At 34.6% G+C, this 22,477-nt stretch carries 23 protein-coding genes; 2 read left to right on the forward strand and 21 right to left on the reverse strand.

Going from position 1 to position 22,477, the window contains the following annotated elements:
- On the forward strand, positions 1 to 2,550 hold the full coding sequence (locus MJG50_RS05175) for a transglycosylase domain-containing protein (protein WP_240253348.1): 2,550 nt from the start codon (positions 1 to 3) through the stop codon (positions 2,548 to 2,550).
- A 126-nt stretch (positions 2,551 to 2,676) separates the two neighbouring features.
- Here MJG50_RS05175 and MJG50_RS05180 read toward each other — a convergent pair whose 3' ends face one another.
- From MJG50_RS05180 to MJG50_RS05270, 19 genes are all read right to left on the reverse strand, one after another.
- Entirely contained in the window at positions 2,677 to 3,045 is a 369-nt protein-coding gene (locus tag MJG50_RS05180; protein WP_240253350.1) for a YpoC family protein, read from the reverse strand.
- Positions 3,035 to 3,694, reverse strand: coding sequence for an endonuclease III (nth, locus tag MJG50_RS05185; RefSeq protein ID WP_240253352.1), 660 nt, complete (start codon positions 3,692 to 3,694; stop codon positions 3,035 to 3,037). Before nth ends, MJG50_RS05180 begins: the two co-directional genes overlap by 11 nt.
- A gap of 19 nt (positions 3,695 to 3,713) precedes the next feature.
- Positions 3,714 to 4,421: a DnaD domain-containing protein gene (locus MJG50_RS05190; protein ID WP_240253354.1), complete on the reverse strand. Its 708-nt coding sequence runs from the start codon at positions 4,419 to 4,421 to the stop codon at positions 3,714 to 3,716.
- Between the two features lie 237 nt (positions 4,422 to 4,658).
- Positions 4,659 to 5,951, reverse strand: a complete 1,293-nt coding sequence (gene asnS, locus MJG50_RS05195; protein ID WP_240253356.1) for an asparagine--tRNA ligase — start codon at positions 5,949 to 5,951, stop codon at positions 4,659 to 4,661.
- A gap of 168 nt (positions 5,952 to 6,119) precedes the next feature.
- Complete coding sequence (locus tag MJG50_RS05200) at positions 6,120 to 7,304, reverse strand: pyridoxal phosphate-dependent aminotransferase (RefSeq protein WP_240253357.1); 1,185 nt, start codon at positions 7,302 to 7,304, stop codon at positions 6,120 to 6,122.
- Between the two features lie 17 nt (positions 7,305 to 7,321).
- The gene (locus MJG50_RS05205; protein WP_240253359.1) at positions 7,322 to 7,792 is read right to left on the reverse strand and encodes a cell wall elongation regulator TseB-like domain-containing protein; all 471 of its coding nucleotides are present in this window, start codon (positions 7,790 to 7,792) and stop codon (positions 7,322 to 7,324) included.
- Between the two features lie 15 nt (positions 7,793 to 7,807).
- Positions 7,808 to 7,978 carry a YpmA family protein gene (locus tag MJG50_RS05210; RefSeq protein WP_240253360.1) on the reverse strand — a complete coding sequence of 57 codons (171 nt, stop codon included), beginning with the start codon at positions 7,976 to 7,978 and terminating at the stop codon, positions 7,808 to 7,810.
- A gap of 204 nt (positions 7,979 to 8,182) precedes the next feature.
- Positions 8,183 to 9,004 carry a ComEC/Rec2 family competence protein gene (locus tag MJG50_RS05215; protein ID WP_240253362.1) on the reverse strand — a complete coding sequence of 274 codons (822 nt, stop codon included), beginning with the start codon at positions 9,002 to 9,004 and terminating at the stop codon, positions 8,183 to 8,185.
- Positions 9,005 to 9,058: 54 nt separating this feature from the next.
- Positions 9,059 to 11,824: an ATP-dependent DNA helicase DinG gene (gene dinG / locus MJG50_RS05220; RefSeq protein ID WP_240253364.1), complete on the reverse strand. Its 2,766-nt coding sequence runs from the start codon at positions 11,822 to 11,824 to the stop codon at positions 9,059 to 9,061.
- Between the two features lie 56 nt (positions 11,825 to 11,880).
- Positions 11,881 to 12,264 carry an aspartate 1-decarboxylase gene (panD, locus tag MJG50_RS05225; RefSeq protein WP_240253366.1) on the reverse strand — a complete coding sequence of 128 codons (384 nt, stop codon included), beginning with the start codon at positions 12,262 to 12,264 and terminating at the stop codon, positions 11,881 to 11,883.
- Positions 12,265 to 12,293: 29 nt separating this feature from the next.
- The gene (gene panC, locus MJG50_RS05230) at positions 12,294 to 13,139 is read right to left on the reverse strand and encodes a pantoate--beta-alanine ligase (protein ID WP_240253368.1); all 846 of its coding nucleotides are present in this window, start codon (positions 13,137 to 13,139) and stop codon (positions 12,294 to 12,296) included.
- Positions 13,136 to 13,972: a 3-methyl-2-oxobutanoate hydroxymethyltransferase gene (gene panB / locus MJG50_RS05235; protein WP_240253370.1), complete on the reverse strand. Its 837-nt coding sequence runs from the start codon at positions 13,970 to 13,972 to the stop codon at positions 13,136 to 13,138. Before panB ends, panC begins: the two co-directional genes overlap by 4 nt.
- Before the next feature lie 250 nt (positions 13,973 to 14,222).
- The gene (locus MJG50_RS05240; protein ID WP_240253371.1) at positions 14,223 to 15,212 is read right to left on the reverse strand and encodes a biotin--[acetyl-CoA-carboxylase] ligase; all 990 of its coding nucleotides are present in this window, start codon (positions 15,210 to 15,212) and stop codon (positions 14,223 to 14,225) included.
- Entirely contained in the window at positions 15,197 to 16,387 is a 1,191-nt protein-coding gene (locus MJG50_RS05245; RefSeq protein ID WP_240253372.1) for a CCA tRNA nucleotidyltransferase, read from the reverse strand. The genes MJG50_RS05240 and MJG50_RS05245 overlap by 16 nt, the downstream gene beginning before the upstream one ends.
- 16 nt (positions 16,388 to 16,403) lie before the next feature.
- A complete protein-coding gene (gene bshA / locus MJG50_RS05250; protein WP_240253376.1) occupies positions 16,404 to 17,534 on the reverse strand; it encodes an N-acetyl-alpha-D-glucosaminyl L-malate synthase BshA in 1,131 nt (376 codons plus the stop codon).
- Positions 17,535 to 17,537: 3 nt separating this feature from the next.
- Positions 17,538 to 18,248: a bacillithiol biosynthesis deacetylase BshB1 gene (bshB1, locus tag MJG50_RS05255; RefSeq protein ID WP_240253378.1), complete on the reverse strand. Its 711-nt coding sequence runs from the start codon at positions 18,246 to 18,248 to the stop codon at positions 17,538 to 17,540.
- Positions 18,241 to 18,660, reverse strand: a complete 420-nt coding sequence (mgsA, locus tag MJG50_RS05260) for a methylglyoxal synthase (protein ID WP_240253379.1) — start codon at positions 18,658 to 18,660, stop codon at positions 18,241 to 18,243. The genes bshB1 and mgsA overlap by 8 nt, the downstream gene beginning before the upstream one ends.
- A gap of 13 nt (positions 18,661 to 18,673) precedes the next feature.
- Complete coding sequence (gene dapB / locus MJG50_RS05265; protein WP_240253380.1) at positions 18,674 to 19,474, reverse strand: 4-hydroxy-tetrahydrodipicolinate reductase; 801 nt, start codon at positions 19,472 to 19,474, stop codon at positions 18,674 to 18,676.
- The gene (locus MJG50_RS05270) at positions 19,461 to 19,808 is read right to left on the reverse strand and encodes a nucleotide pyrophosphohydrolase (RefSeq protein ID WP_240253624.1); all 348 of its coding nucleotides are present in this window, start codon (positions 19,806 to 19,808) and stop codon (positions 19,461 to 19,463) included. Before MJG50_RS05270 ends, dapB begins: the two co-directional genes overlap by 14 nt.
- Before the next feature lie 172 nt (positions 19,809 to 19,980).
- Here MJG50_RS05270 and MJG50_RS05275 point away from each other — a divergent pair, with 172 nt between their 5' ends.
- A complete protein-coding gene (locus tag MJG50_RS05275; RefSeq protein WP_240253381.1) occupies positions 19,981 to 20,847 on the forward strand; it encodes a YitT family protein in 867 nt (288 codons plus the stop codon).
- A gap of 26 nt (positions 20,848 to 20,873) precedes the next feature.
- On the opposite strand, the gene MJG50_RS05280 is transcribed toward MJG50_RS05275, so the two are convergent.
- Complete coding sequence (locus MJG50_RS05280) at positions 20,874 to 21,560, reverse strand: zinc metallopeptidase (RefSeq protein WP_240253382.1); 687 nt, start codon at positions 21,558 to 21,560, stop codon at positions 20,874 to 20,876.
- 72 nt (positions 21,561 to 21,632) lie between these two features.
- Positions 21,633 to 22,433: a sporulation protein YpjB gene (gene ypjB, locus MJG50_RS05285; RefSeq protein ID WP_240253383.1), complete on the reverse strand. Its 801-nt coding sequence runs from the start codon at positions 22,431 to 22,433 to the stop codon at positions 21,633 to 21,635.
- Positions 22,434 to 22,477: the final 44 nt, after the last annotated feature.

Genomic DNA, 22,477 nt, shown 5'->3' on the forward strand with positions numbered 1-22,477 from the left:
ATGACTGAAAAATATCAAAGTCGAGAAGAACGACGTAAATCACAAGGGAATAATAATAAAAAGAAGCAACCAAAAAAACAAAAACGATCTTTATTTAAAAGAATCTTAATCATCATGTTTTCATTAGGCATATTATTCATGGTTGCAGGTGCGATAACCTTCTTTGTTTTAGCAAGTGGAGCCCCCCCTCTTGATGAGGCATTGCTTAAGGATCCACTTTCTTCAAAGGTCTATGATATTAATGGTAAGAAAATATATGAATTCGGAGCGGAAAAAAGAACATTCGTTCCAATTGATGAAATTCCTGATGACTTAAAAAATGCTGTTATCGCTGTTGAAGATGCAAGATTTTATAAGCATCATGGTTTAGATGTTATTCGTCTCGGGGGTGCCGTAATAGCCAATATTACTGAAGGTTATGGCGCAGAGGGTGCAAGTACAATCTCTCAACAGGTAATCAAGAATTCATTTTTCACACAGGATAAAAAATTAAAAAGAAAAGTACAAGAACTTTGGATGGCTTTTCAATTGGAAAGAAAATATTCAAAAGAGCAAATTTTAGAAATGTATTTGAACAAAATATATTATGGTGTAGGAAACACATATGGTGTTGCGAAAGCAGCAGAATTATACTATGGAAAGACATTAGATGAACTAACCCTTGAGGAATCAGCATTTATAGCTGGTGTAGGAAATAACCCAGGTTTATTTAATCCTTATACACATCCAGAAAGGGCAGAAAAAAGACGAAATATTGTCCTTAATTTAATGGAAAAAAATAACTTTATTACTAAAGAAGAAGCAACAGCAGCAAAAACTACGGCAATAGATGCTACTTTAGTTGCTTCAAAGGAAGAATCACAGCCTATTGATTCCTTCTTAGATCAAGTCAAGAAAGAATTAAAAGAGCAAGGCGGAATTGATGTGTATACAGCTGGATTAAAGATTTATACAAGCTTTGATCCCGATGCACAAGCACACATCGATTCATTGCTGAATAATGAAGGTGATGTCCAATTTCCTAATGATGAATTCCAAGCAGGAATTGCTCTAATTGATACTCAAACTGGAGAAATTCGAGCACTAGGTGGTGGACGTAATCAATCTGCAAATTCACGAATAAATTTTGCAATTGATCCGCTTAATCAACCTGGTTCAACCATCAAGCCAATCATTGATTACGGTCCGGCGATAGAAAATTTAAAATGGTCAACTTATCATCAGATTGTTGATGAACCAACCACCTACACCGGCAGTGATAAAAAGATTAACAATGTGGACTTTAAATACCTAGGACAAATGACAATTCGAACTGCTTTAGCTAAATCAAGAAATACTACTGCAGTAAAAACCTTCAGAGAAGTTGGCGGTAAAAAAGCGCGTGAATTTGCCGTAAACTTGGGAATGCCTTTTAGTGAAAATGAAGTTAATGAAGCATACGCCATTGGAGGAACAGAAGGTGGGATCTCCCCTCTTCAAATGGCAGGTGCATATGCTGCATTTGGCAATAACGGGAATTTCAATAAACCACATGCGGTTAAGAAAATTATCTATCCAGATGATACTGAAGTAGTAATGGCACCTGAATCAGTTCCTGTAATGAAGGAAGCCACAGCATTCATGATTACTGATATGTTAAAGTCTGTTTTAGAACCTGGTGGTTCTGCTGCAGGATATGATGTATCAGGTCTTCCCATTGCAGGGAAAACAGGTACAACTAACTATGATTCAAAAACTGCACAAAAATATAATATTGAATCTGGAGTTCCGGATGTCTGGTTTAGTGGATATACAACAAATTACACGATATCAATTTGGACTGGTTACAAGGATAATATAACCCCGATTAAAAACAAAGAAAGAAATATAGCAAAGCAATTGTTTCGAGATATTATCACATATGTTTCAAAAGACAAAGACACAAAAGATTTTGTTAAGCCTAATAGCGTTGTAAAAGTCGGTGTTGAAAAAGGGACTAACCCTGCTAAGCTTCCAAGTGAATTTACACCGAAAGAAGATATTGTTTATGAGTATTTTATTAAGGGTACTGAGCCTACTGAGATTTCTGATAAATACGATAAACTCACTTCGCCTACAGACCTTGTTGCTACTTATAATGCAGAGAAAAATGAAATAGCACTTAGTTGGAATTTTCCAAAAGACAAATTAGATGGAATTTCTTTTGAAGTAAGTGCTTCAATTGATGAAGGACCTGGAATCGTTCAAGGAACATTGAAAGATTTAACTTATACAATGGTTAACCCTATTCCTGGTGCAATTTATAGCTTTACTATTGTTGCAGTCAGTGATGACAATAAAGAAAATCGCAGCGATCCAATTTCTAGTAAAATAGAGATCCCTATTATCCCTGACATAACCAATCCAGGTGATGACAATGGAAATGGAAACGATAATGGTGAAGGGAATGGAAACGGTGACGGGAATGATGATGGGAATGGAGACGATGACACAGGAATTGATATTCCTGACATACCACCCCTCCCACCTGGTGATGTTAATGATCAATCTAATGGTCGAAAGGGAAACTAATTTGTAAAGAAAACTCGGCGATTGCCAAGCCTTTTAGGCGACGGCAGAGCCGTAGTTGCACTTATTCGGATAAGAAAGTTTATACTTTCTTATCTGTTAAAAATAGTGTTCTCCATATGGAGAACACTATTTTTTTTGCCTTTGTATAGCCAAATTCTTATAGTATTGTTTAGCTAATTCATCATAAAGCAGACCTAGTTGTATGTATGAATGGTATGAACTTGGGTTTTTCTGAATGAAGGTAATACGCTCATACAAATTTATTGGCTTGTAATCGAGATTGTCAGTCAACAATATCTCATTCAGGTTCGACCATTCTCTCTTATTCACTTTACATAAAAGATGCGTAAAAGAATCAATAGAAATATTCATCGATTCTTTTACACCTTCTTTTTTTCTACTATTAAATTGGGTTAACAAAAATTCTTTTTCCTTCTCCCAATTTCCGAGAATTTGTTGTACTGAAAGAACACAATAGTCGCTATTATCCATCATTTTTTCTTGCCTTCATTCTTTTTTTTCCTTCTCTACAAAGATCTAATAACGGACATATTTCACATTGCGGTGACTGTGCCTTACAATGATACCTGCCGAAGAATATCATCCGGTGATGTGTAACAGACCATTGTTCCTCTGGAACCTTCTTCATTAATGTCTTTTCAACCTCAAGAACTGAATCCTTCCATTTACATATGCCCAGCCTTTTACTTACCCTTTCAACATGAGTGTCTACCGCAATGGCTGGAATCCCGAATGCAACGGAAACTACGACATTCGCAGTCTTTCTACCCACCCCAGGTAATTTGGTTAACTCATCCCGATCACGAGGTAATAAGCCACCATAGTCGTCTATTAACATTTGGCATAGCTTCCGAATATTTTTCGCTTTATTTCTGAATAATCCTATTGATCGAATATCATTTTGCAATTCCTCCAGTGAGACCGCAAGATAATCCTCAGGGGTATGATATTTTTCAAACAACTTCGCAGTAACTTTATTAACTAATACATCCGTACATTGGGCAGACAATGACACAGCTATTACTAGTTCAAATGGATTTTTATGATTTAATTCACAATGTGCATTTGGAAACATTTCACCCATTTGATCTAAGCATTCTTGAATTTGTTTATTATTTAACATTGTATTATCACCTTATTACTTAATTTTCGAGCCAATTATAAAAAGGAATGGTTTGTTTATACCGATCAGGCTGATTTTCATTATTCCGTTGTTTTTGTTGAGATTGACGAAATTTCTTTGAATGGGATTGAGCTTGTTCAATTGTTCGAATTCCATTCTTTTTCCACTCAAATAAAATTCGGTCAATATATCGAAAATTCATTTTTCCTGAAATGACAGCCTCTCTAAGAGCTGCTTTAATAATAATTGGATCGTGATGATCTTGATCAATCCACATTGACAATGACTCACACTCAAATGGTGACAAAGGTCGTCCAAATTCTTGCTCAAAAATAGAGTATAAATCAATTTCCAATTGTTGTTCTTTTTGAATCTTCTCATTCATATTTTGCTGATAGAGCATTTGTAACATCTTGTCCCATAAAGGTCGCAATGAATATTTTTCATGAATGATATGATTTTCATCACTTTCTTCATTTATCTCCAAAAATCCTCGTTGAATAAGCTGTCTTAATAAATCAGTACACTTTGTTTCCGTAAATGTCATTCGACTTGCTATTTCGATTGGAGTAGGAAACCTATTTCCACTTTCAATAAAAGTTAAAATATGGAGAAGTAACATCATTTCTTCTTCGTTTATATTTAATTGCTTATAAGAAATCATTAACAATTTTGGAATTGATATATTACCTTGTTCAAGCCAATCTATCAGTTTTTCATTACTCATTTCAAACACCTCTTCTCTACTAAGTATACCATGAGAATAGTAACACGAATAAGAAAGAATTCATTTTGGAAATTATTTTAACAAAGAAAAGCGCAAGCGCCTTCTAAACAAGCAGAGCTTGTTTCTGCGATGATTATCCCATGGTGTCTTCCTTAGTGTCCAGGCCCGATGCGCAAATTTTTATACTTTTTCTAACAAAGAAAAGAACCCCTCATTGCTGAGGGATTCTCATATTCTTTATGGATATAGTCTGTTAAGTAAACGTGGAAATGGAATTGTTTCACGAACGTGCTCAACACCGCTTATCCACGCAACAGTTCTCTCTAGTCCTAATCCAAAGCCAGGATGCGGTACAGAACCGTATTGGCGTAATTCTAAATACCATTTATATGCATCACTAGTTAAGTTATGCTCTTCTAGTCTTTGTTTCATTAATTCGAAATCATGAATTCTTTCAGAACCGCCGATAATTTCTCCATAACCTTCAGGTGCAATCATATCTGCACATAACACAACATCGTCACGGTCTGGTGCCGGTTGCATATAGAAAGGTTTAATTGCTTTCGGATAATTTGTAATAAATACTGGTTTATCATAGCTTTCTGCAATAGCCGTTTCATGTGGGGCACCAAAGTCATCCCCCCACTTAATATCTGTGAAGCCTTTTTCATGTAGGAATGTAATAGCTTCGTCATATGAGATACGTGGGAATGGTGCCTTAATATTTTCTAATTTTGATGTATCTCTTCCCAAAGTCTTAAGTTCAAGTTGGCAATTTTTCAATACTGATTGAACAATGTATGATACGTATTGCTCTTGGACTTGCAGGCTGTCTTCATGCTGATAAAATGCCATTTCAGGTTCAATCATCCAAAACTCAATTAAGTGACGACGAGTTTTTGACTTTTCAGCACGGAAAGTCGGCCCAAATGAAAATACTTTTCCTAAAGCCATTGCCGCAGCTTCCATATATAATTGACCACTTTGTGATAAGTAAGCATCTTCATCAAAGTATTTTGTATTAAAAAGCTCAGTAGTACCCTCTGGAGCACTTCCCGTTAAAATTGGAGGGTCAACCTTCACAAACCCATTATCATTAAAAAATTCATATGTAGAACGAATAATTTCATTTCGAATTTTCATAACAGCATGCTGTCTTTTTGAGCGTAACCAAAGATGACGATTATCCATCAAGAATTCAGTTCCATGTTCCTTAGGTGTAATCGGATAATCAACAGATGTATGAATAATTTCAAGACTAGTTACTGATAATTCATAGCCAAAAGGAGATCTTTCGTCTTCCCTTATAATACCTGTAACAAATAATGAAGATTCCTGTGTGATTGATTTTGCTGATTGAAAAATATCCTCGCCAACTTCTTCTTTAACGACAACGCCTTGAATAAAGCCTGTCCCATCTCTTAATTGTAAAAAGGCAATTTTACCACTTGATCGTTTGTTTGCTAACCAAGCACCAATTGTAACTTCTTGTCCAACAAATTTACTTACCTCTGATATTGTTGTTTTCACTACGTATGTCCCTCCAAAACCCTAAAGCCTTATGTAAGTTTTACTAATTTAAACCTTATTATATTATACATTTTCTCTAATTCGAAATGCAAATAAAGAATGGGTTCATGCCCAAACAAATAAAAAAACCATATCCACTCTTTGAATATGATTTTTTCATACAGGTTATTAACCCATTTTTTGTACGACAAATTGATGTATCCTTTTTATTGCCTCTTCTAATTGTTCCAATGAGGTAGCATAGGAAAGCCGTATATTATTCGGTGCTCCAAAGCCAGACCCTGGAATAACTGCAACAAGGGCTTCCTCTAACAAGGCAGCAGCAAATTCATCTACATCTTTATAGCCAGTAAGCTTTGCAGCCTCTTTCGCATTTGGGAATAAATAAAATGCCCCTTGTGGTTTTACACAAGTGATACCAGGTATTTCAATTAACTGATTGTAGATTACATCAAGACGAGCCTCGAATGCTTTTCTCATTACCTCTACAGCTTCTTGTGAGCCTTCATAAGCTGCAATTGACGCATATTGAGCAATAGAAGTCGGATTCGAAATGCTGTGGCTGGATAAGTCAGTCATGCTTGTGATAATATCTTTCGGACCAGCAGCATATCCAATTCTCCATCCAGTCATCGAGTGAGACTTTGATAAACCATTAATCAGAATTGTTTTCTCTTTTATTTTGTTATTTATTTGGGCAATTGAATAGTGTTGTGTTCCGAAATACACAAGTTTTTCGTATATTTCGTCAGATATAATCCAAATATCATGTTTTATACATATTTCTCCAATTGCTTCAAGTTCTTCCTTCGAATAAATCATTCCTGTTGGATTACTAGGAGAATTAATAATGAGTGCAACAGTCTTCGAAGTTATTGCTTTTTCCAGCTGGTCAGGTGTAATTTTATATTCATTTCCTTCATTACCTTCAATGAAGACTGGTACACCTTCAGCAAGCTTAACCTGCTCAGGATAGCTTACCCAATAAGGAATTGGAATAATTACCTCATCACCTTTGTTTAAGAGCACTTGGAATAAGGAATATAAGACAAATTTCGCACCTGTTCCAACAATTATTTCATTGGGATTATATTGTAATTGTTGATCCATTAATAGTTTTTTACAAATTGCCTTTTTAAGCGTAGGTAAACCTGCAGATGCTGTATATTTTGTATGACCTTCTTTCATTGCCATTATTGCTGCTTCGATAATATGGTCAGGAGTATTAAAATCAGGTTCTCCAGCACCAAGCCCAATAATATCATAGCCATTTTCCTTTAATTCCTTTGCCTTTGCAGTTATTGCTAACGTAGAAGATGGTGTCAGAGCTGCAACACGATTTGCTAATTTCATCATTTTTCCCCCTAACCTTAAGGTTTAATCGAATTTCGATATTTTCCTGTTTCAAAATATAGTTTATAATAAGTCAACCGATTATCTTCTCCGATATAAATAATTTCCCAAATAGGAAGATGATCTTCAATTCCCAATTTTATCGAACGAATTTCTTTAGGATTTCTTTCTTTTGAAAGTATATGTAGTGCTTCTTCTTCAGTGATTCCTTCACTTACTTTTCGCAAGACAACATCACCTTTATTTTCAGGAACCCAAACAATAATCTCCTCATCATCTTGATTTTTCCCTAAAATAACTTGATATGCATTTGTACCATAATATGAATAAGTATTCTCTATTGATTGTAAGTCGGTATTCTCTAATGCAATTTGGGTTGCCTTTTCTTCAGCTTGTTTGACTGGCTCAAATGCACTTTGATAAATACTTATAGCCCTCCAAACAACAAGAATTAATATAATGATAATAATAAAAATCCATTTTTTCATAATAATATTTCTTCTTTACGTTCGATATATCGTAAATACAGCTATATTTTGATCTTTTTCATCAAGAGCTAGTCCAAACATTAAGTCCTCTTGTTTTAATGTTCGATTTAAGCTATCAACAATTTTATATAAATCAGGTGTATTAGAAAGTTTTACAGTAGATAATACCTCAATTTTGCTTTCCAAAAAAAGCTCCTCCTCATGCATCACAAATTTTACTACACATACGATTATTTTGTTTGGCAACAATATAAGTACTACAACTTAATGTTGAAGTATTCTCATCTCATTATAACAGTTAGTAAGTGATATACGTACTAAAATTTTGACTAAAAAATATCTTCTATCCCATGTTTAATACCTGTCGATAATCTTAGCGGCAGGTCTTCTTTATGGAAATGGAATAACCTCGTAGTTAGTTCCATTATACTTAATAGTAACATTGCCAAATTGCTTCGTATAATATATATCAATCCAAGTACTATTAAGTCTTTCCAATACGTCTTGGCTTGGCAGTTGTCCCCTTTTGTGAAAAATAATTGCAATTTGTGGATCCACATATGAAACAAATCGTTCTGTAGTTCCTCTCTGACTTCCAAAATCAGCAACCTTCAAAATGTTCGTGTTGGGAAGACCTTTTATTGATTGCATAGATTTTTCCAGTTCAGAGTTTGAACTAGTCATATATAGTGTTTCATTTGTCCCAAATTGAAACATTAAATCCATACCTAATGATCCTGAGGAATCTTTTGATTCGTTCATTACCTTCACAAAATGATTCTTCGAAAAATGATAAACATCTCCATTTTCCCATAAAGTTTTAGGGTTATTTGGTAGTATTAATGAATTTGAAAAATGGGATCCGATCACGATTTTTGCTTTTTTATATCTCTCCACTAACCAACCCAAATTAGCAATAAATTCTGGTTCATCCTTCGTTAAAATAATCGTTGTTAATTTTGTAACATTATATAAAACTAAAAGTTCTTCTAATTCCTTTTTCGTTCCTTCTCCACCTGTATTTACTAGTACATTTTCTCCGTTAGGCAAGTGAATTAACGTAGACTCTCCATCTGATAAATTCAGGAATGTCATCGCAATTTCGTCATCTGAAAGTTTGATATTTATTTTTTCAATAGTAGCAGAAGTCTTATTCGGAAGACTTAAAAGCAATAAACCGATGCTAATGAATACAAATACAACTTTCTTCACCTTTTACCCTCCATCATTTAAATGACCATTGTTTTCATTTACTAGTGATTATTGCTATAACCAATTATCAATTTCTTGTAGCAATGACTGCAGTGGTTGTTCGAAAATGGTCATAGTAGGAAGAGACGATAAAAATTTCTTCCCATAACTTGTCGTTGTTATTCTTCGATCCATGATGAATAAAATACCTTTATCATTTTCTGACCGAATTAGTCGACCTACTCCTTGTTTAAAACGAATGACTGCTTCTGGTAAGGATAATTCGTGAAAAGGATCTCCACCTGCTTCAGTTATCATTTTTGCTCTCGTTGAAAAAACAGGATCATTTGGTGGAGCAAATGGAAGTCTTACCATTATCAATGCAGATAGATCATCTCCTGGTATATCGACACCTTCCCAAAAACTATTCGTTCCTAATAGAATAGCTTTATCAAATGCTTGGAAATTTTTTGTCAACTTTGTACGACTACCACCACTAATACCTTGTGCAATTAAAATAAAATTATCTAAAATTAAAATTTTCTTTAAGATTTCATATGTACTTTTTAGCATTTCATATGAAGTAAATAAAACTAACATTCTTCCATTTGTCCTAATAGCAATTTCAGCAATTTGGAGAGCGAGTGAGTGTACATATTCATCAATTGGTACCGAATTAATTACAGGCATATCATTAGGAATCATTATTTTCGCTTGATTCTTATAATCAAAGGTTGATTTTAACAAAAGTGTTAAGGGCTGAAAATCAGTTAACCCATTTTTTTCGATTACATATTCAAACGTGTTATCAATGGTTAATGTGGCTGAGGTTAAAATAACACTTTTTTTATTTTGATAAAAGGTATCAGCCAATCTATCGGCAATTTCAATTGGTTCACGATATAAATTTGCAGAATTTAATGGACCTTTTGGGTCGAGTTCAATCCAAGAAATATATTTTTTTTGATTATCCAGCAAAAATTTTTCAAGCTCAATTATTGCAGCTCCAAGCTCTTCATAACTTGCAAAATAATCGTGAACTATCCCTTTATGTAAAGGCGTTGTCATTGAGTCATAATTGGAAAAGACATCCTGCTGGAGTCTTACAGAGACAATAATTTCCTTAAAATGAATTTTTATTCTCGATTGTAATTCAAGTATTTCTTGCCATATTCCACCTGATTCTTTTGACGAATCAAGCAAATATTGAATTCGGTATGTGTTATCGTTTTGCTTATTATTTTTAATAACCATGTTATGAATTGACCTAAACAGATCACTAATATTAATTTTTAATTCTTTTATTAATATATCAATTAACTGAAACGAAGAATCATCCAAACCAACGTTAGTAAATATCTTTTTTGACTGCATTAATAGGCCATGACTATCTAATATTCCAATTTGTGTGATAATCGAATGGAATTGTATATAGTTCACCTTTTGTCCAAGATATTTCCGACCGATTGGTTCTAAATGATGGGCTTCGTCCACAATTATGTACTGATAGGATGGCAAATAAGCATGATTGTTCATAATATTGGAATATAAAAGAGCATGATTCGTAATGATAATATCCGCTTTTTCTGCCTGTTTCCTCGCTCGTTTATAAAAGCACCTTGACTCCCAAGGGCAATCTCTTATTGTATTCTCTGTTCGATTACATTTAACCTTTTCCCATAGTATTTTTCCCCCGGAAGGTAAATGAATTTCATCAATATCTCCAGTTTCTGTTTCTGTCAACCATATTAAGATTTGAGCTTTTGAAAGATTTTCATCATAATTATCACTTTCTTCATATAAGACTTGTTCAAATTTTCTTAGTGATAAATAGTGTCCGATCCCCTTGAGTAATGCAATATTTATAGGAAAAGGAAAGATTTCTTTTATCTTGGGTATATCCCGCTCCAGCAATTGCTGTTGAAGTTGTATCGTATGTGTACTAATGACCACTCGTTCATTTATCTTTGCAAAATAGATTGAAGGAAGTAAATATGCTAATGTTTTACCGATCCCCGTCCCAGCTTCAACTAAAGCATGTTGATTAGTTTCCATCGCATTAAGTATGAATGTAAGCATTTCAAGCTGGCCTTGACGAAGACTAACATCTTCAAGTATGTTTGATAACTTGACATTTTCCAAGTCACTGATAAAACTGTCCTTTTCAACAGTACATTTTTTCAAGGCAAGTCCTCGATAAACATCATATTCTTTTTCTTCATCTAAAAATTCAGATCTTTTCGTTATAATCTCTTCTAATATTTCATACAGGTCACTTTTTAAATGTTTTGAAAGTGATAATAATTTTCTTAAAGTTACAAGTGGAAGTTTATTTAATTTCGCAAATATCTTAAGTAGGATTTCTGCAGTTACCTCTGCATCACTATCAGCTTGATGTGGATTGTCATGGACTAATGAAAAGCTTTCAGCTAGCTGCCCTAATTTATAGCTATCAGCCCATGGTAGCATAATTCTTGATAATTCAACTGTGTCAATTGTAAGACAATCAAAAAATTCATAACCGCAATTTTCAAATTCTATTTGTAAAAAGGATAGATCAAATGGGACATTATGGGCAACAAAATATGAATCTTCAAATAACGAAATAATTTCAGGAGCAATTATTGAAAATTCTGGAGCATTTGCAACTACATCATTTGAAATTCCTGTTAACTGTTCGATGAATTGCGGAATATCTCTGTTAGGGTTAACAAATGACGCAAAGCGTTCGACAATTTCTCCGTCCTCAATTACAACTGCAGCAAACTGGATAATTTTATCATCTTTTTTCGGTATATTGCCCGTTGTTTCTAAATCTACTACAACAAACCGGTTTTTCATTAATTTTCACCTCCTCTATCCATATATGTAAAAAACCCCCGTAAGAAGGGGGATTGTTATAAAATAGTAGATGCTGGTTCCTGGTAAAGTAATTCTTTAATTTGATTATGCTCATCCATTATGGCAACCTTTGGTTTATGTGCGGCAACCTTTTCTTCTGGAATCAACGCATACGAAATCACAATAATTACATCATCTTTTTGAACGAGGCGTGCTGCAGCACCGTTTAAGCAAAATACACCACTACCTCTTTCTCCTGGGATAATATAAGTCTCAAGACGTGCCCCATTGTTATTATTTACAATTTGAACTTTTTCATTAGCAATCATTCCTACCGAATCAAGGACGTCTTCATCTATTGTGATACTACCTACATAATTAAGATTAGCTTCTGTAACATGAGCTCGGTGAATTTTTGCATTCATCATTGTCCGAAACATGATGCTCCCCCTTTAACCCCTGAATAAAGTTAAACAACAAATGTTATATTATCAATTAGTCTCGCTTTTGTAAACTTGACAGCAACAGCAATAATTATTTTCCCTGAAATCTCTGGTAGTACTTCTAATTCCGGATAGCTATAGATCTCAACATAGTCAATTTCTCCTACCGTATGATTAGAAATATGCTTTCTGATAATTGCTTCAATCTTTGATGGATTTCTTAGACCATTTTGAATTTCTAATTTTGCTATCTTTAAGCTTTTATATAGATGTGGTGCTTCTACTCGTTCTTTGGCAGTTAAATAAACATTTCTTGAGCTTTTTGCAAGACCATCTGCTTCACGTACGATTTCAACTGGGATGAGTTCAATAGGGAAATTAAAATCATGAATTAACCCAGCAACAACTGCAACCTGCTGAGCGTCCTTTAAGCCAAAATATGCTCGATCAGGCATAATGATATTAAATAGTTTAACGAGGACTGTAGCAACTCCGTCAAAGTGTCCAGATCTCTTCCTACCACATAATACATTAACCCTTGATTTTACCTTTACGGATAGAGAAGGTTCACTTGGGTACATCTCCTCAGTACTTGGATAAAAAAGAATATCAACATTTTGCCCTGTTGCCATTTTTTGATCATGTTCAAAATCACGAGGGTATGCATCAAAATCCTCATTTGGTCCAAATTGTAGTGGATTTACGAAAATACTTATAACAACGATATCATTTTCTGCACGTGCTTGCTTTATTAATGTCATATGTCCTTCATGCAAATAGCCCATTGTTGGCACAAATCCTACTGTTCGACCGCTTTTACGTTCTTTTACAGTGAAATCCTGCATTTCTCTAGCAGATGTTATGACCTTCATTTTTTTCCTCCATATAATGTAGCAAGTTCTTCTTCATTCATCGTAAACATATGCTGTTCTTCTGGAAATTGTATACTTTTCACTTCTGATACATATTGTTTTAAACCATTTAAAATTGGTTCATTCACTGAAGTAAACTTTTTCACAAATTTTGGTACTCGATCAATTCCATATGATATTACATCATGAAAGACAAGGACTTGTCCATCAGTTTTATTACCAGCACCAATTCCAATTGTTGGAATCGTAAGCGCGTTTGTGACCTCTTCTCCCAATTGTTTAGGCACACATTCGAGAACTAATGCAATTGCGCCTGCCTGCTCACATTTTTGAGCATCAGTGATTAGCTGTCTTGCACTTTCAGCATCTCTTCCTTGCACCTTGTAACCACCAAGTACACCGACTGCTTGAGGTGTTAAACCTAAATGTGCAACGACAGGAATACCAGCTTTCGTTAATGTTTCAATTGTATGAATTACTTCATTTGCACCTTCAACCTTGACTGCATGAGCACCCGCTTCTTGGACAATTCTCGCTGCATTTTTTAATGTGTCTGATTTTGATATATGATAGGACATAAAGGGCATATCCGTTACGATAAATGTATTTTTTGCTCCTCGCTTAACTGCCTTCGTATGATGGATCATTTCATCAACCGTTACCGGGATTGTAGATTCATAGCCTAACACAACCATTCCTAGTGAGTCCCCAACTAAAATCATATCAACCTCTGCTTCTTCAGCAAGTTTTGCTGACGGATAGTCATATGCTGTTAACATCGCAATAGGTTCTTTATTTTGTTTCATTTTCAAAAAATCAGTAGTTTGTTTCATCTTAGTTTCCTCCTTCTTAATAAAGAGGTGATGAATTAGCAATGACAATAAAAAAACTTCTTTCACAAGAAAGAAGGATTATTGATCAGAAATTGGCATATTTCATCCCTCTGTCCCTGTCTAATGGATCAAGGCAGAATACAAAAATATTTAATTTTATTTCCATATTTTTTTTATTGCAAAGGTGTGGTTCCAAATGGATACCACCCGGTTCTCCTGAATTATATCAAATAAACACTAACCATTTCTACTATTTATTTTGTGTTAACTCAATATCAGCAGAATGAATGTGATGTATCGTGCCGTCTAAGGATTTTAATTGTAAAACGCCTTCATCAGTTATGCCTAGAGCCTTTCCTTCGATCGCACCTGTTAGTGTACGGGCAATAATGTTTTGTCCAATACTTATCGCATAACTTTCCCATAATAGCTTAATGATTTTAAACCCATGCTGCAGGTACTCACCATAAAGCTTTTCAATCTTCACTAATATACATTGTATTAATCTTGCCCGATCAATTCCCTCCCCTTTTTGAATTGCTAAAGAGGTTGCAATATTTTTTAAAAAGTCGGGAAAATGACTTTCGGTATGGTTCACATTGATCCCGATTCCAATTATGACAGAATTTATTCGATCAGCCTCTGCTTGCAGCTCAGTTAAAATACCAACAACCTTTTTATTATTCAACAGTATATCATTAGGCCATTTAATATCAGCTTCAAGCCCTGTTGCTTCCTGAATTCCTTGAACAACACCAACTGCAGCTAATAATGTCAATTGTGGTGCCTGATATGGAGGAATATTAGGCCGTAAAATAATGCTCATCCACACCCCCGTATGTTTCGGTGAATGCCATACCCGATCTAATCTGCCACGACCAGCAGTCTGCTCTTCAGCAACAACAATTGTTCCTTCTGGTGCACCTTCGTACGCAAGATGATGGGCAATTTTTTGGGTAGATGTTACGGTTTCTTCAAAATGAATATTTCGTCCCAGACTTGATGTTTTCAAACCTAATTGAATTTCATTACTACTAATCTTGTCAGGCTTAGAGATAATCCGGTAGCCCAATTTGCGAACCGCCTCAAGTTCATACCCTTCATTTCTAAGTCCCTCAATATGTTTCCATACAGCAGTTCGGGAACAGCCCAAACGCTCACTTAATTTTTGACCAGAAATATATTCCCCGTTAGCATTTGAGAAAACTTCTAATAATGTCTTTCTTATTTCTGATTGCAAGACCGAAGCCACTCCTTTACCATTTGTATGTTATTCTCAGTTTCATGATCTAAAATGGCATTTTCAACTTTCTCCAACAGTTCAGAAATCCATTTCCCTGGCTTCTTATCGTACATGGAAGTAAGAACTTGTCCATTAATCGCCAAATCAGTTCGAGATTTAATCGGTAGTTTGTCATATTCTACTAATGGTTGATAATTTAAATCATTAACAAATCCTAAGATTTTACGAATTCTTTCGACTTGAGAAATACTTTCATAATCATTCTCATATAATAGCCTCTTGGTCCATCCAACTTCATCGATTTTTTTTAAGCTTGAAACATTCTTGACTACGCTGTTAATGATTTTGGATGGTAGTTTCCATTTCCGTAAAAATAAATTACAGTCCTCAATTTTAAGTAAATAGCATATGAGTGTCCAATACTCAACCCGATCCTTCAATATAGTCCAATTATACTTAACAAACGATGTCAATAGTTCCTCTTTATCAATCAAACCTGGAAGATATTGATAAAGTGAAGTTTCCAATAAAATTCCACATGCTTCTTGACAATTTTCTCCCCTTAGCATTTTTTCAAATTCAACTGTTACACGTTCAATTGATATTTTACTTAAAAGATTTGCTTGATTTGAAATTGCTTCTTGGGTTTTATCATCTAATTTAAATGATAATTGAGCAACGAATCGAATGGCCCTCATCATTCTTAATGCATCTTCATTAAATCTTTCATAAGGATTGCCTACTGATTGAATCACCTTTGACTCAATGGCTTTTCTTCCTTCGTATGGATCGATGAATTCTCCATCCACATTCATTGCAATTGCATTCATCGTAAAATCTCTTCTTTTCAGATCTTCACGTAGTGACTTAACAAATGCAACATCCTTTGGTCTTCGAAAGTCAACATAGTTCTCTTCCGTGCGAAAGGTTGTAACTTCAAATTGTTCTCCTTCAAAAAGGACAATAACTGTACCATGTGCTGCCCCAACATCGATCGTCTTTGGAAATAGTAACATCGTTTCACTAGGTGAAGCAGAAGTAGCAATATCAATATCACCTATTTCTCTTTTTAGTAGGAAATCTCTAACAGCACCACCAACAAAATATGCCTCATATCCATTAGTTTGCAATGTTTGAATAATCCTTTTTCCTTTTTGAAAAGGTTCGAACATATTAGCTCACCTATCTTTAATCCTTATTAAGTATCGAGAAATACAAATCTTCATATTCATTAACAATTTTTTTGGAATTAAATTTCCCTTCTACAGACATTACTGCATTGCTAGATATTTCTTTATGCAGGTTTTCGTTTTTAAGTAATTGAATTGATTTACTAGCAACTTCTTCATAATCTCCAATTTCACATAGATAACCGTTATAACCATCATTAATTACTTCAGGAATTCCACCTATATTCGTGCCAACAGCTGGGACTCCACAAGCCATTGCTTCTAATAATACTAATCCAAAGCTTTCTTTTTCAGATAATAATAGTTTTAAATCACTAATTGAATATAATTCCTCAACATTTTCCTGTTTCCCTAAGAAAAGAACATCATCCTCTAGTTTTAAATCATTAACCATTTTGCAAACAACAGTTAGTTCAGGTCCATCCCCGACTAGTAATAATTTTGATGGTATTTCTTTATGTATTAAGTGAAATGCCTTCACAACATCACGCACACGTTTCACTTGTCGAAAATTTGAAACATGGATAACTACCTTTTCATGTGAAGCAATTCCATATTGTTCCTTTAAATCGCTAACATTCTTTCGATGATAGACTCTTTCATCAATAAAATTATAAACCGTTTTAATTTCTTTCTTCGGTTCGATTAATTCATAGGTTTGATCGACAAGTGCCTTCGAAACTGCTGTGACTACATCTGATGTTTCAATTCCAAAACGGATTAAATCAGTTAAAGATGGATCATAGCCTAAAACAGTAATATCAGTACCATGTAATGTTGTGACAATTTTCAAATCACCACCAACCATTTGTTTTGCTAAATATGCACAAACAGCATGTGGGATTGCATAATGTACATGTAGTAAATCTAATTTTTCCCGTTTGGCCACCTCTGCCATTTTACTTGCAAGTGCTAAATCATAAGGTGGGTATTGAAATACTGAGTATTGATTCACTTCAACTTCATGATAATAAATATTTGAATATATTTTATTTAATCGAAAAGGAATACTTGATGAAATAAAATGAATTTCATGACCTTTTTCAGCTAAAAGTTTTCCTAATTCTGTTGCGATTATGCCTGATCCGCCCACTGTAGGGTAACATGTAATACCTATTTTCAACTTCATTCATTATTCTCCCAATAAATCTTTATTAATTAGAAGTGGTTTCTCTACTATAAAACCTTCTGCGTACATGATACCGACTTCTTTACCAAATAATCTCTCGCGATTTTCAATCGTTTCTATATATCCATTAACTAATGGTGTATCGATTGTGCTATCAGTTTTTTGAAACTGACTTTTATATGTTTGCAAACTCACTATTTTATCATCCATGTACGCACTAATATCAATAACGAAATTGGGCCTATGGAAACCGTTTATCATATAAAAATAGAGTGACTGCGCTTTATGTGGCTCTTGGCCATCCTCATCTTGAAAATTTTTTATGCCTGCTGAAAAAAAAGCTTCCTTCACTAATTTTGCACAATTCCCATGATCGGGATGACGATCTTCATAATAAGGAGCAAAAATGATCGTTGGTTTATATTTTCTAATAACAGTTACAACTTTTTTAATATTTTCATCGTTTATTACGATACCTCTATCAGGAATAGCAAGATTTTCCCTGACTTCCACACCTAAATGATCTGCTGCACGCTTTGCCTCCGATTTACGAAGAGCAACAGTGCCATTTGAAGAAAGCTCAGCTTCCGTTAAATCACAAATACCTATTTTCTTTCCTTCTTTTGCATATTTTGCAATCGTCCCAGCCATTCCAATTTCCACATCATCTGCATGTGCTCCGAATGCTAGAATATGTAATTTCGAATCAGCCATTTTGTCCACCTTTTCTCGCTTGAATGATTTCTCTCCATGAGAAATCGCCACGTTCTAATCCATGTATGAGTATTTCAGCCGTTCCCATATTCGTTGCTAAAGGCACTAGGTAAACATCACAAAGTCTAATCAATGCTGAAACATCTGGTTCATGTGGCTGAGCTGTTAATGGATCCCTAAAAAAGAGTACCATATCCATTTTGTCCTTCGCTATCATGGCACCAATTTCTTGATCTCCGCCTAATGGGCCTGATTGGAAGCGATGAATTTGTAATCCTGTAGCTTCACTTATTTTTAAGCCAGTCGTTCCAGTAGCAAATAGTTCGTGTTTTTCTAATACTTCCTTATAGGCAGTAGAAAATTGAATTAGATCTTGTTTCTTTTTATCATGGGCAATTAGTGCAATTCTCAAGATACATTTCCCCTTATTCAATAATATTTTCTAGTCCATATACAAGCACTTCAAGATTCATAACAGTTTCAACCGAAACCTTCACTCCAGACATAAATGATTCACGATTAAAAGAGTCATGTCGAATTGAGAGCAATTGTCCATGTCCTCCAAACATGACTTCTTGATGAGCAATTAAACCAGGTAACCGTACACTATGAATATGTATCCCATCAAACTCTGCACCACGTGCACCTTGAATTGTTTCATGTTCATTTGGATGCCCTTGTTTTTTTGACTCCCGAACTGATGAAATTAACTCAGCTGTTTTAATAGCTGTTCCTGAAGGTGCATCAAGCTTTTGATCATGATGTAATTCAATAATCTCAATATCCTTGAAATACTTAGCAGCCATTTGTGAAAATTTCATCAATAGGATAGCTCCGATTGCAAAATTTGGGGCGATAATTGCACCAATCTGACGTTCCTTCGCCAGTTTTGAAAGTCGTTCTAAATCCAATTTTGAAAATCCTGTCGTTCCAACTACGGGTCTCACACCATAATCCAGAGCTAACTCAGCATGGTATCTTCCAATTTCAGGAGTAGTTAGATCAATCAACACATCTGGTGCAGTTTCTTGGAAACATTGGATTGCATCAGTGTAGATAATTGCATCCAGATTAGGCAAACCTTTAATCTCATTTACTTTTTTCCCTTCATTAATACGGTCGATCACCCCAACAAGCGAAAAATGTTCCGTATTTTCGATTAAGGTTAAAGCCTCTTTTCCCATACGTCCTCTTGGTCCAGCTACAACAATTTTAATTTGTTTCATTTGAACTCCTCTCTTTCACATCAATTTCAACTTTAGTCCATCTATTTTTATCTCTAGTATTAAATTTGTTCATGACGATATTGTGTGCATTCTCTAGATCAATGTTTAATGAATTTGCTAAACAAATTAATACAAAAAGAAGATCACCAGCTTCCTCCTCGATTGCCTTTTCGGCTTCTGAAGCTTTCTTGGGCTTTTCCCCATATACATGATTAATTTCTCTAGCTAGCTCGCCCAATTCTTCCGTTAATCTTGCAAGCATTGCTAATGGACTAAAATAACCTTCTTTAAACTGACTTATGTATGAATCAACTTCTTGTTGTAATTGTTTCATTGTTTTCTCAGACAATTGCCTCACCTCATTATTTTCTTACTTTATGTTAGCTAATCATAGACAATTTGACAAATATAAAATCTTTTTTCTATACGTAGTTTGATTACAAAATAAACATCATCTATAATAAAATAGCTATCATTGTGAGTATTTACTAGGAGGGAAGTATAATTTGAATTTAAAAATCAAAAATATTTTATTTATATTATTCGGTTCAATCATTTTTGCATTTGGACTTGTTCATTTCAATATGCAAAATAATCTTGCTGAAGGCGGCTTTACAGGAATCACCTTGTTGTTGTATTTCTTATTTAGTTTCGACCCTTCCTATTCGAATTTAATTTTGAATATCCCATTATTTTTTCTAGGCTGGAAATTACTTGGTCGAACTTCTTTCTACTATACAATTATTGGGACAGTAAGCCTTTCTATCTTTCTATGGATTTTTCAGAGATATCAATTCCATATACCTCTTGATGGAGATTTGACGTTAGCAGCCTTATTTGCTGGTGTTTTTATAGGTGTAGGGTTAGGGATTATATTCCGTTTTGGAGGTACAACAGGTGGCGTTGATATAATCGCAAGATTAGTTCATAAATACATAGGGTGGAGTATGGGCAAAACGATGTTTATGTTTGATGCAGTCGTAATTACACTTTCACTTATCTTTTATTTATCATATAGAGAAGCGATGTATACGTTGGTTGCTGTATTCATAGGTGCTAGAGTAATTGATTTTATGCAAGAAGGAGCTTATTCTGCAAAAGGGGCAACAATCATCTCAGATAAGAATGCGGAAATCTCAAAAAAAATACTTCAGGAAATGGAACGTGGTGTAACCATTTTAAAAGGGATCGGATCTTTTACTCAGCAAGAAAAAAACATCTTATATTGTGTTGTAGGTCGAAATGAGATTGTTCGCTTAAAGCAAGTTATCACATCTGTCGATCCACACGCCTTTGTTGCGGTCAGTGATGTACACGATGTACTTGGAGAAGGTTTCACTTTAGATGAAAACAAAAACCCTATAGAACGTTAAAAAACCTGCAATCGCAGGTTTTTTCTTTAATCATCAGATCTTGTCATCCCGGTGTATATTAAGATAAGTCTTAATAGTTCCAGTACCGCTACAGATGCTGCTGCAACATAAGTCATTGCTGCTGCATTTAATACTTTTTTTGTTTCATGTTCTTCTTCATTTCGAATTGCACCTACGGATACAATCTGCTGCATTGCACGTGAAGATGCATTAAATTCAACTGGTAATGTAACTACCTGAAATAGTACAGCAGCTGCCATAAAAATAATTCCTAATAACATTAAATCTCGAAATGCTGTAAAAAACATTCCAGCTAAGATTAAGATCCAGGAAACATTTGAACCAAAATTTGCTACTGGAACAAGTGCATGACGAAAACGTAAGAAAGCATAGTCTTGTTGGTCTTGTATTGCATGTCCAACCTCATGTGCTGCAACTGCAGAGCCTGCTAGTGAAGTTCCATGATAATTATTAGAAGATAAACGAACGGTTTTTGATCTCGGATCATAGTGATCTGACAAAAACCCCGGGGTCTCTTCAATTCTTACATCATATAGTCCATTTTGGTCTAGTATCCTTCTAGCAACTTGAGCTCCAGTTAATCCAGAAGATGCTTGTACTTGCGAATACTTCTTATAAGTACTTTTAACCTTCATTTGAGCATATAGCGGTATTAAACTGATGATCAAAAAATACACTAAAAATGTAATCATACGTATATTTCCTCCATACTTAGATATAAGTAATATTGTAGTGAGGTAATTGAAGAAAGTCAATCAATACGTTTAACGATCATCGTAATCTCTTTGAGATTGTTTCTTTTGTTTATCACCAATATATTTTCTCCAACCTACATATGTTAATGATAGAATGATAGTACTACCCGTTAATATCATCACCCAAATTAATGACGGATCTGCATCATCCTCTTTCATTTTGTCAAATAAATTCGTAAGATCTACTTCCATTTGCTCAAGCTGCTTTAAGCGAGTTGAATTATTCAAATCATCGTCACGATAATGATCCAAAAATGTGATATGTGAGTCAAGCCTTTGAACAGCTTCCTCAGTAATATCTACTTTCAAACTTGGATAAATCATCTCATACTTGGAAAGAAAAGCATTTAAGTGTTGTTGGTATGTTTGAATATCTCCAATTTCAACTGTTTGTTTCATCTGACTAAATGTAGTCATGATTGAATCTTCCATTTCTGCCCACATCGGTTGATGCTCAGAACGAATCGCATCGATTACAAGCCGAAATTGTGTGACGATTCTAAGTTTATCCCCAAAGTCGAGTGATGAGGAGTTGACTGCTTCTAATGCGTGATTATGAGCATCTGTAATAATTTGTAATTCACCCATCGAATATGGTCTATTTTTTAAATTGACCTTTAAAAATTCATTAGAAAAATGTGATAAGAATTGCTCAGCCTCTTCATATCTTTCTTGTTTCACCATAAGTAAAGCTTGATCAGAAATATGATCGAGACTCTCCCAATTGCCTTCTTTAGAAACAGCAAATATGGATGCTGAATATAAAAATAATAGGATACAAATTATAACAACCATTCTAAAAAATCTCATACTTGTCCCTCCCCAAACATCTAGTAAAATGTATGTTTAGTTGG

The sequence above is a fragment of the Fredinandcohnia quinoae genome (assembly GCF_022427965.1).
GTDB classification, from domain to species: domain Bacteria; phylum Bacillota; class Bacilli; order Bacillales; family Bacillaceae_L; genus Ferdinandcohnia; species Ferdinandcohnia quinoae.

What these genes read in the sequence shown, in the direction of transcription:
- MJG50_RS05175 (WP_240253348.1), top strand. Translation starts at nt 1, where the DNA reads ATGACTGAAAAATATCAAAGTCGAGAAGAACGACGTAAATCACAAGGG.
- MJG50_RS05180 (WP_240253350.1), bottom strand. Translation starts at nt 3,045, where the DNA reads ATGATGGATAATAGCGACTATTGTGTTCTTTCAGTACAACAAATTCTC.
- nth (WP_240253352.1), bottom strand. Translation starts at nt 3,694, where the DNA reads ATGTTAAATAATAAACAAATTCAAGAATGCTTAGATCAAATGGGTGAA.
- MJG50_RS05190 (WP_240253354.1), bottom strand. Translation starts at nt 4,421, where the DNA reads ATGAGTAATGAAAAACTGATAGATTGGCTTGAACAAGGTAATATATCA.
- MJG50_RS05200 (WP_240253357.1), bottom strand. Translation starts at nt 7,304, where the DNA reads ATGAAATTAGCAAATCGTGTTGCAGCTCTGACACCATCTTCTACGTTA.
- MJG50_RS05205 (WP_240253359.1), bottom strand. Translation starts at nt 7,792, where the DNA reads ATGAAAAAATGGATTTTTATTATTATCATTATATTAATTCTTGTTGTT.
- dinG (WP_240253364.1), bottom strand. Translation starts at nt 11,824, where the DNA reads ATGAAAAACCGGTTTGTTGTAGTAGATTTAGAAACAACGGGCAATATA.
- panD (WP_240253366.1), bottom strand. Translation starts at nt 12,264, where the DNA reads ATGTTTCGGACAATGATGAATGCAAAAATTCACCGAGCTCATGTTACA.
- panC (WP_240253368.1), bottom strand. Translation starts at nt 13,139, where the DNA reads ATGAAGGTCATAACATCTGCTAGAGAAATGCAGGATTTCACTGTAAAA.
- panB (WP_240253370.1), bottom strand. Translation starts at nt 13,972, where the DNA reads ATGAAACAAACTACTGATTTTTTGAAAATGAAACAAAATAAAGAACCT.
- MJG50_RS05245 (WP_240253372.1), bottom strand. Translation starts at nt 16,387, where the DNA reads ATGTTCGAACCTTTTCAAAAAGGAAAAAGGATTATTCAAACATTGCAA.
- bshA (WP_240253376.1), bottom strand. Translation starts at nt 17,534, where the DNA reads ATGAAGTTGAAAATAGGTATTACATGTTACCCTACAGTGGGCGGATCA.
- bshB1 (WP_240253378.1), bottom strand. Translation starts at nt 18,248, where the DNA reads ATGGCTGATTCGAAATTACATATTCTAGCATTCGGAGCACATGCAGAT.
- dapB (WP_240253380.1), bottom strand. Translation starts at nt 19,474, where the DNA reads ATGAAACAAATTAAAATTGTTGTAGCTGGACCAAGAGGACGTATGGGA.
- MJG50_RS05270 (WP_240253624.1), bottom strand. Translation starts at nt 19,808, where the DNA reads ATGAAACAATTACAACAAGAAGTTGATTCATACATAAGTCAGTTTAAA.
- MJG50_RS05280 (WP_240253382.1), bottom strand. Translation starts at nt 21,560, where the DNA reads ATGATTACATTTTTAGTGTATTTTTTGATCATCAGTTTAATACCGCTA.
- ypjB (WP_240253383.1), bottom strand. Translation starts at nt 22,433, where the DNA reads ATGAGATTTTTTAGAATGGTTGTTATAATTTGTATCCTATTATTTTTA.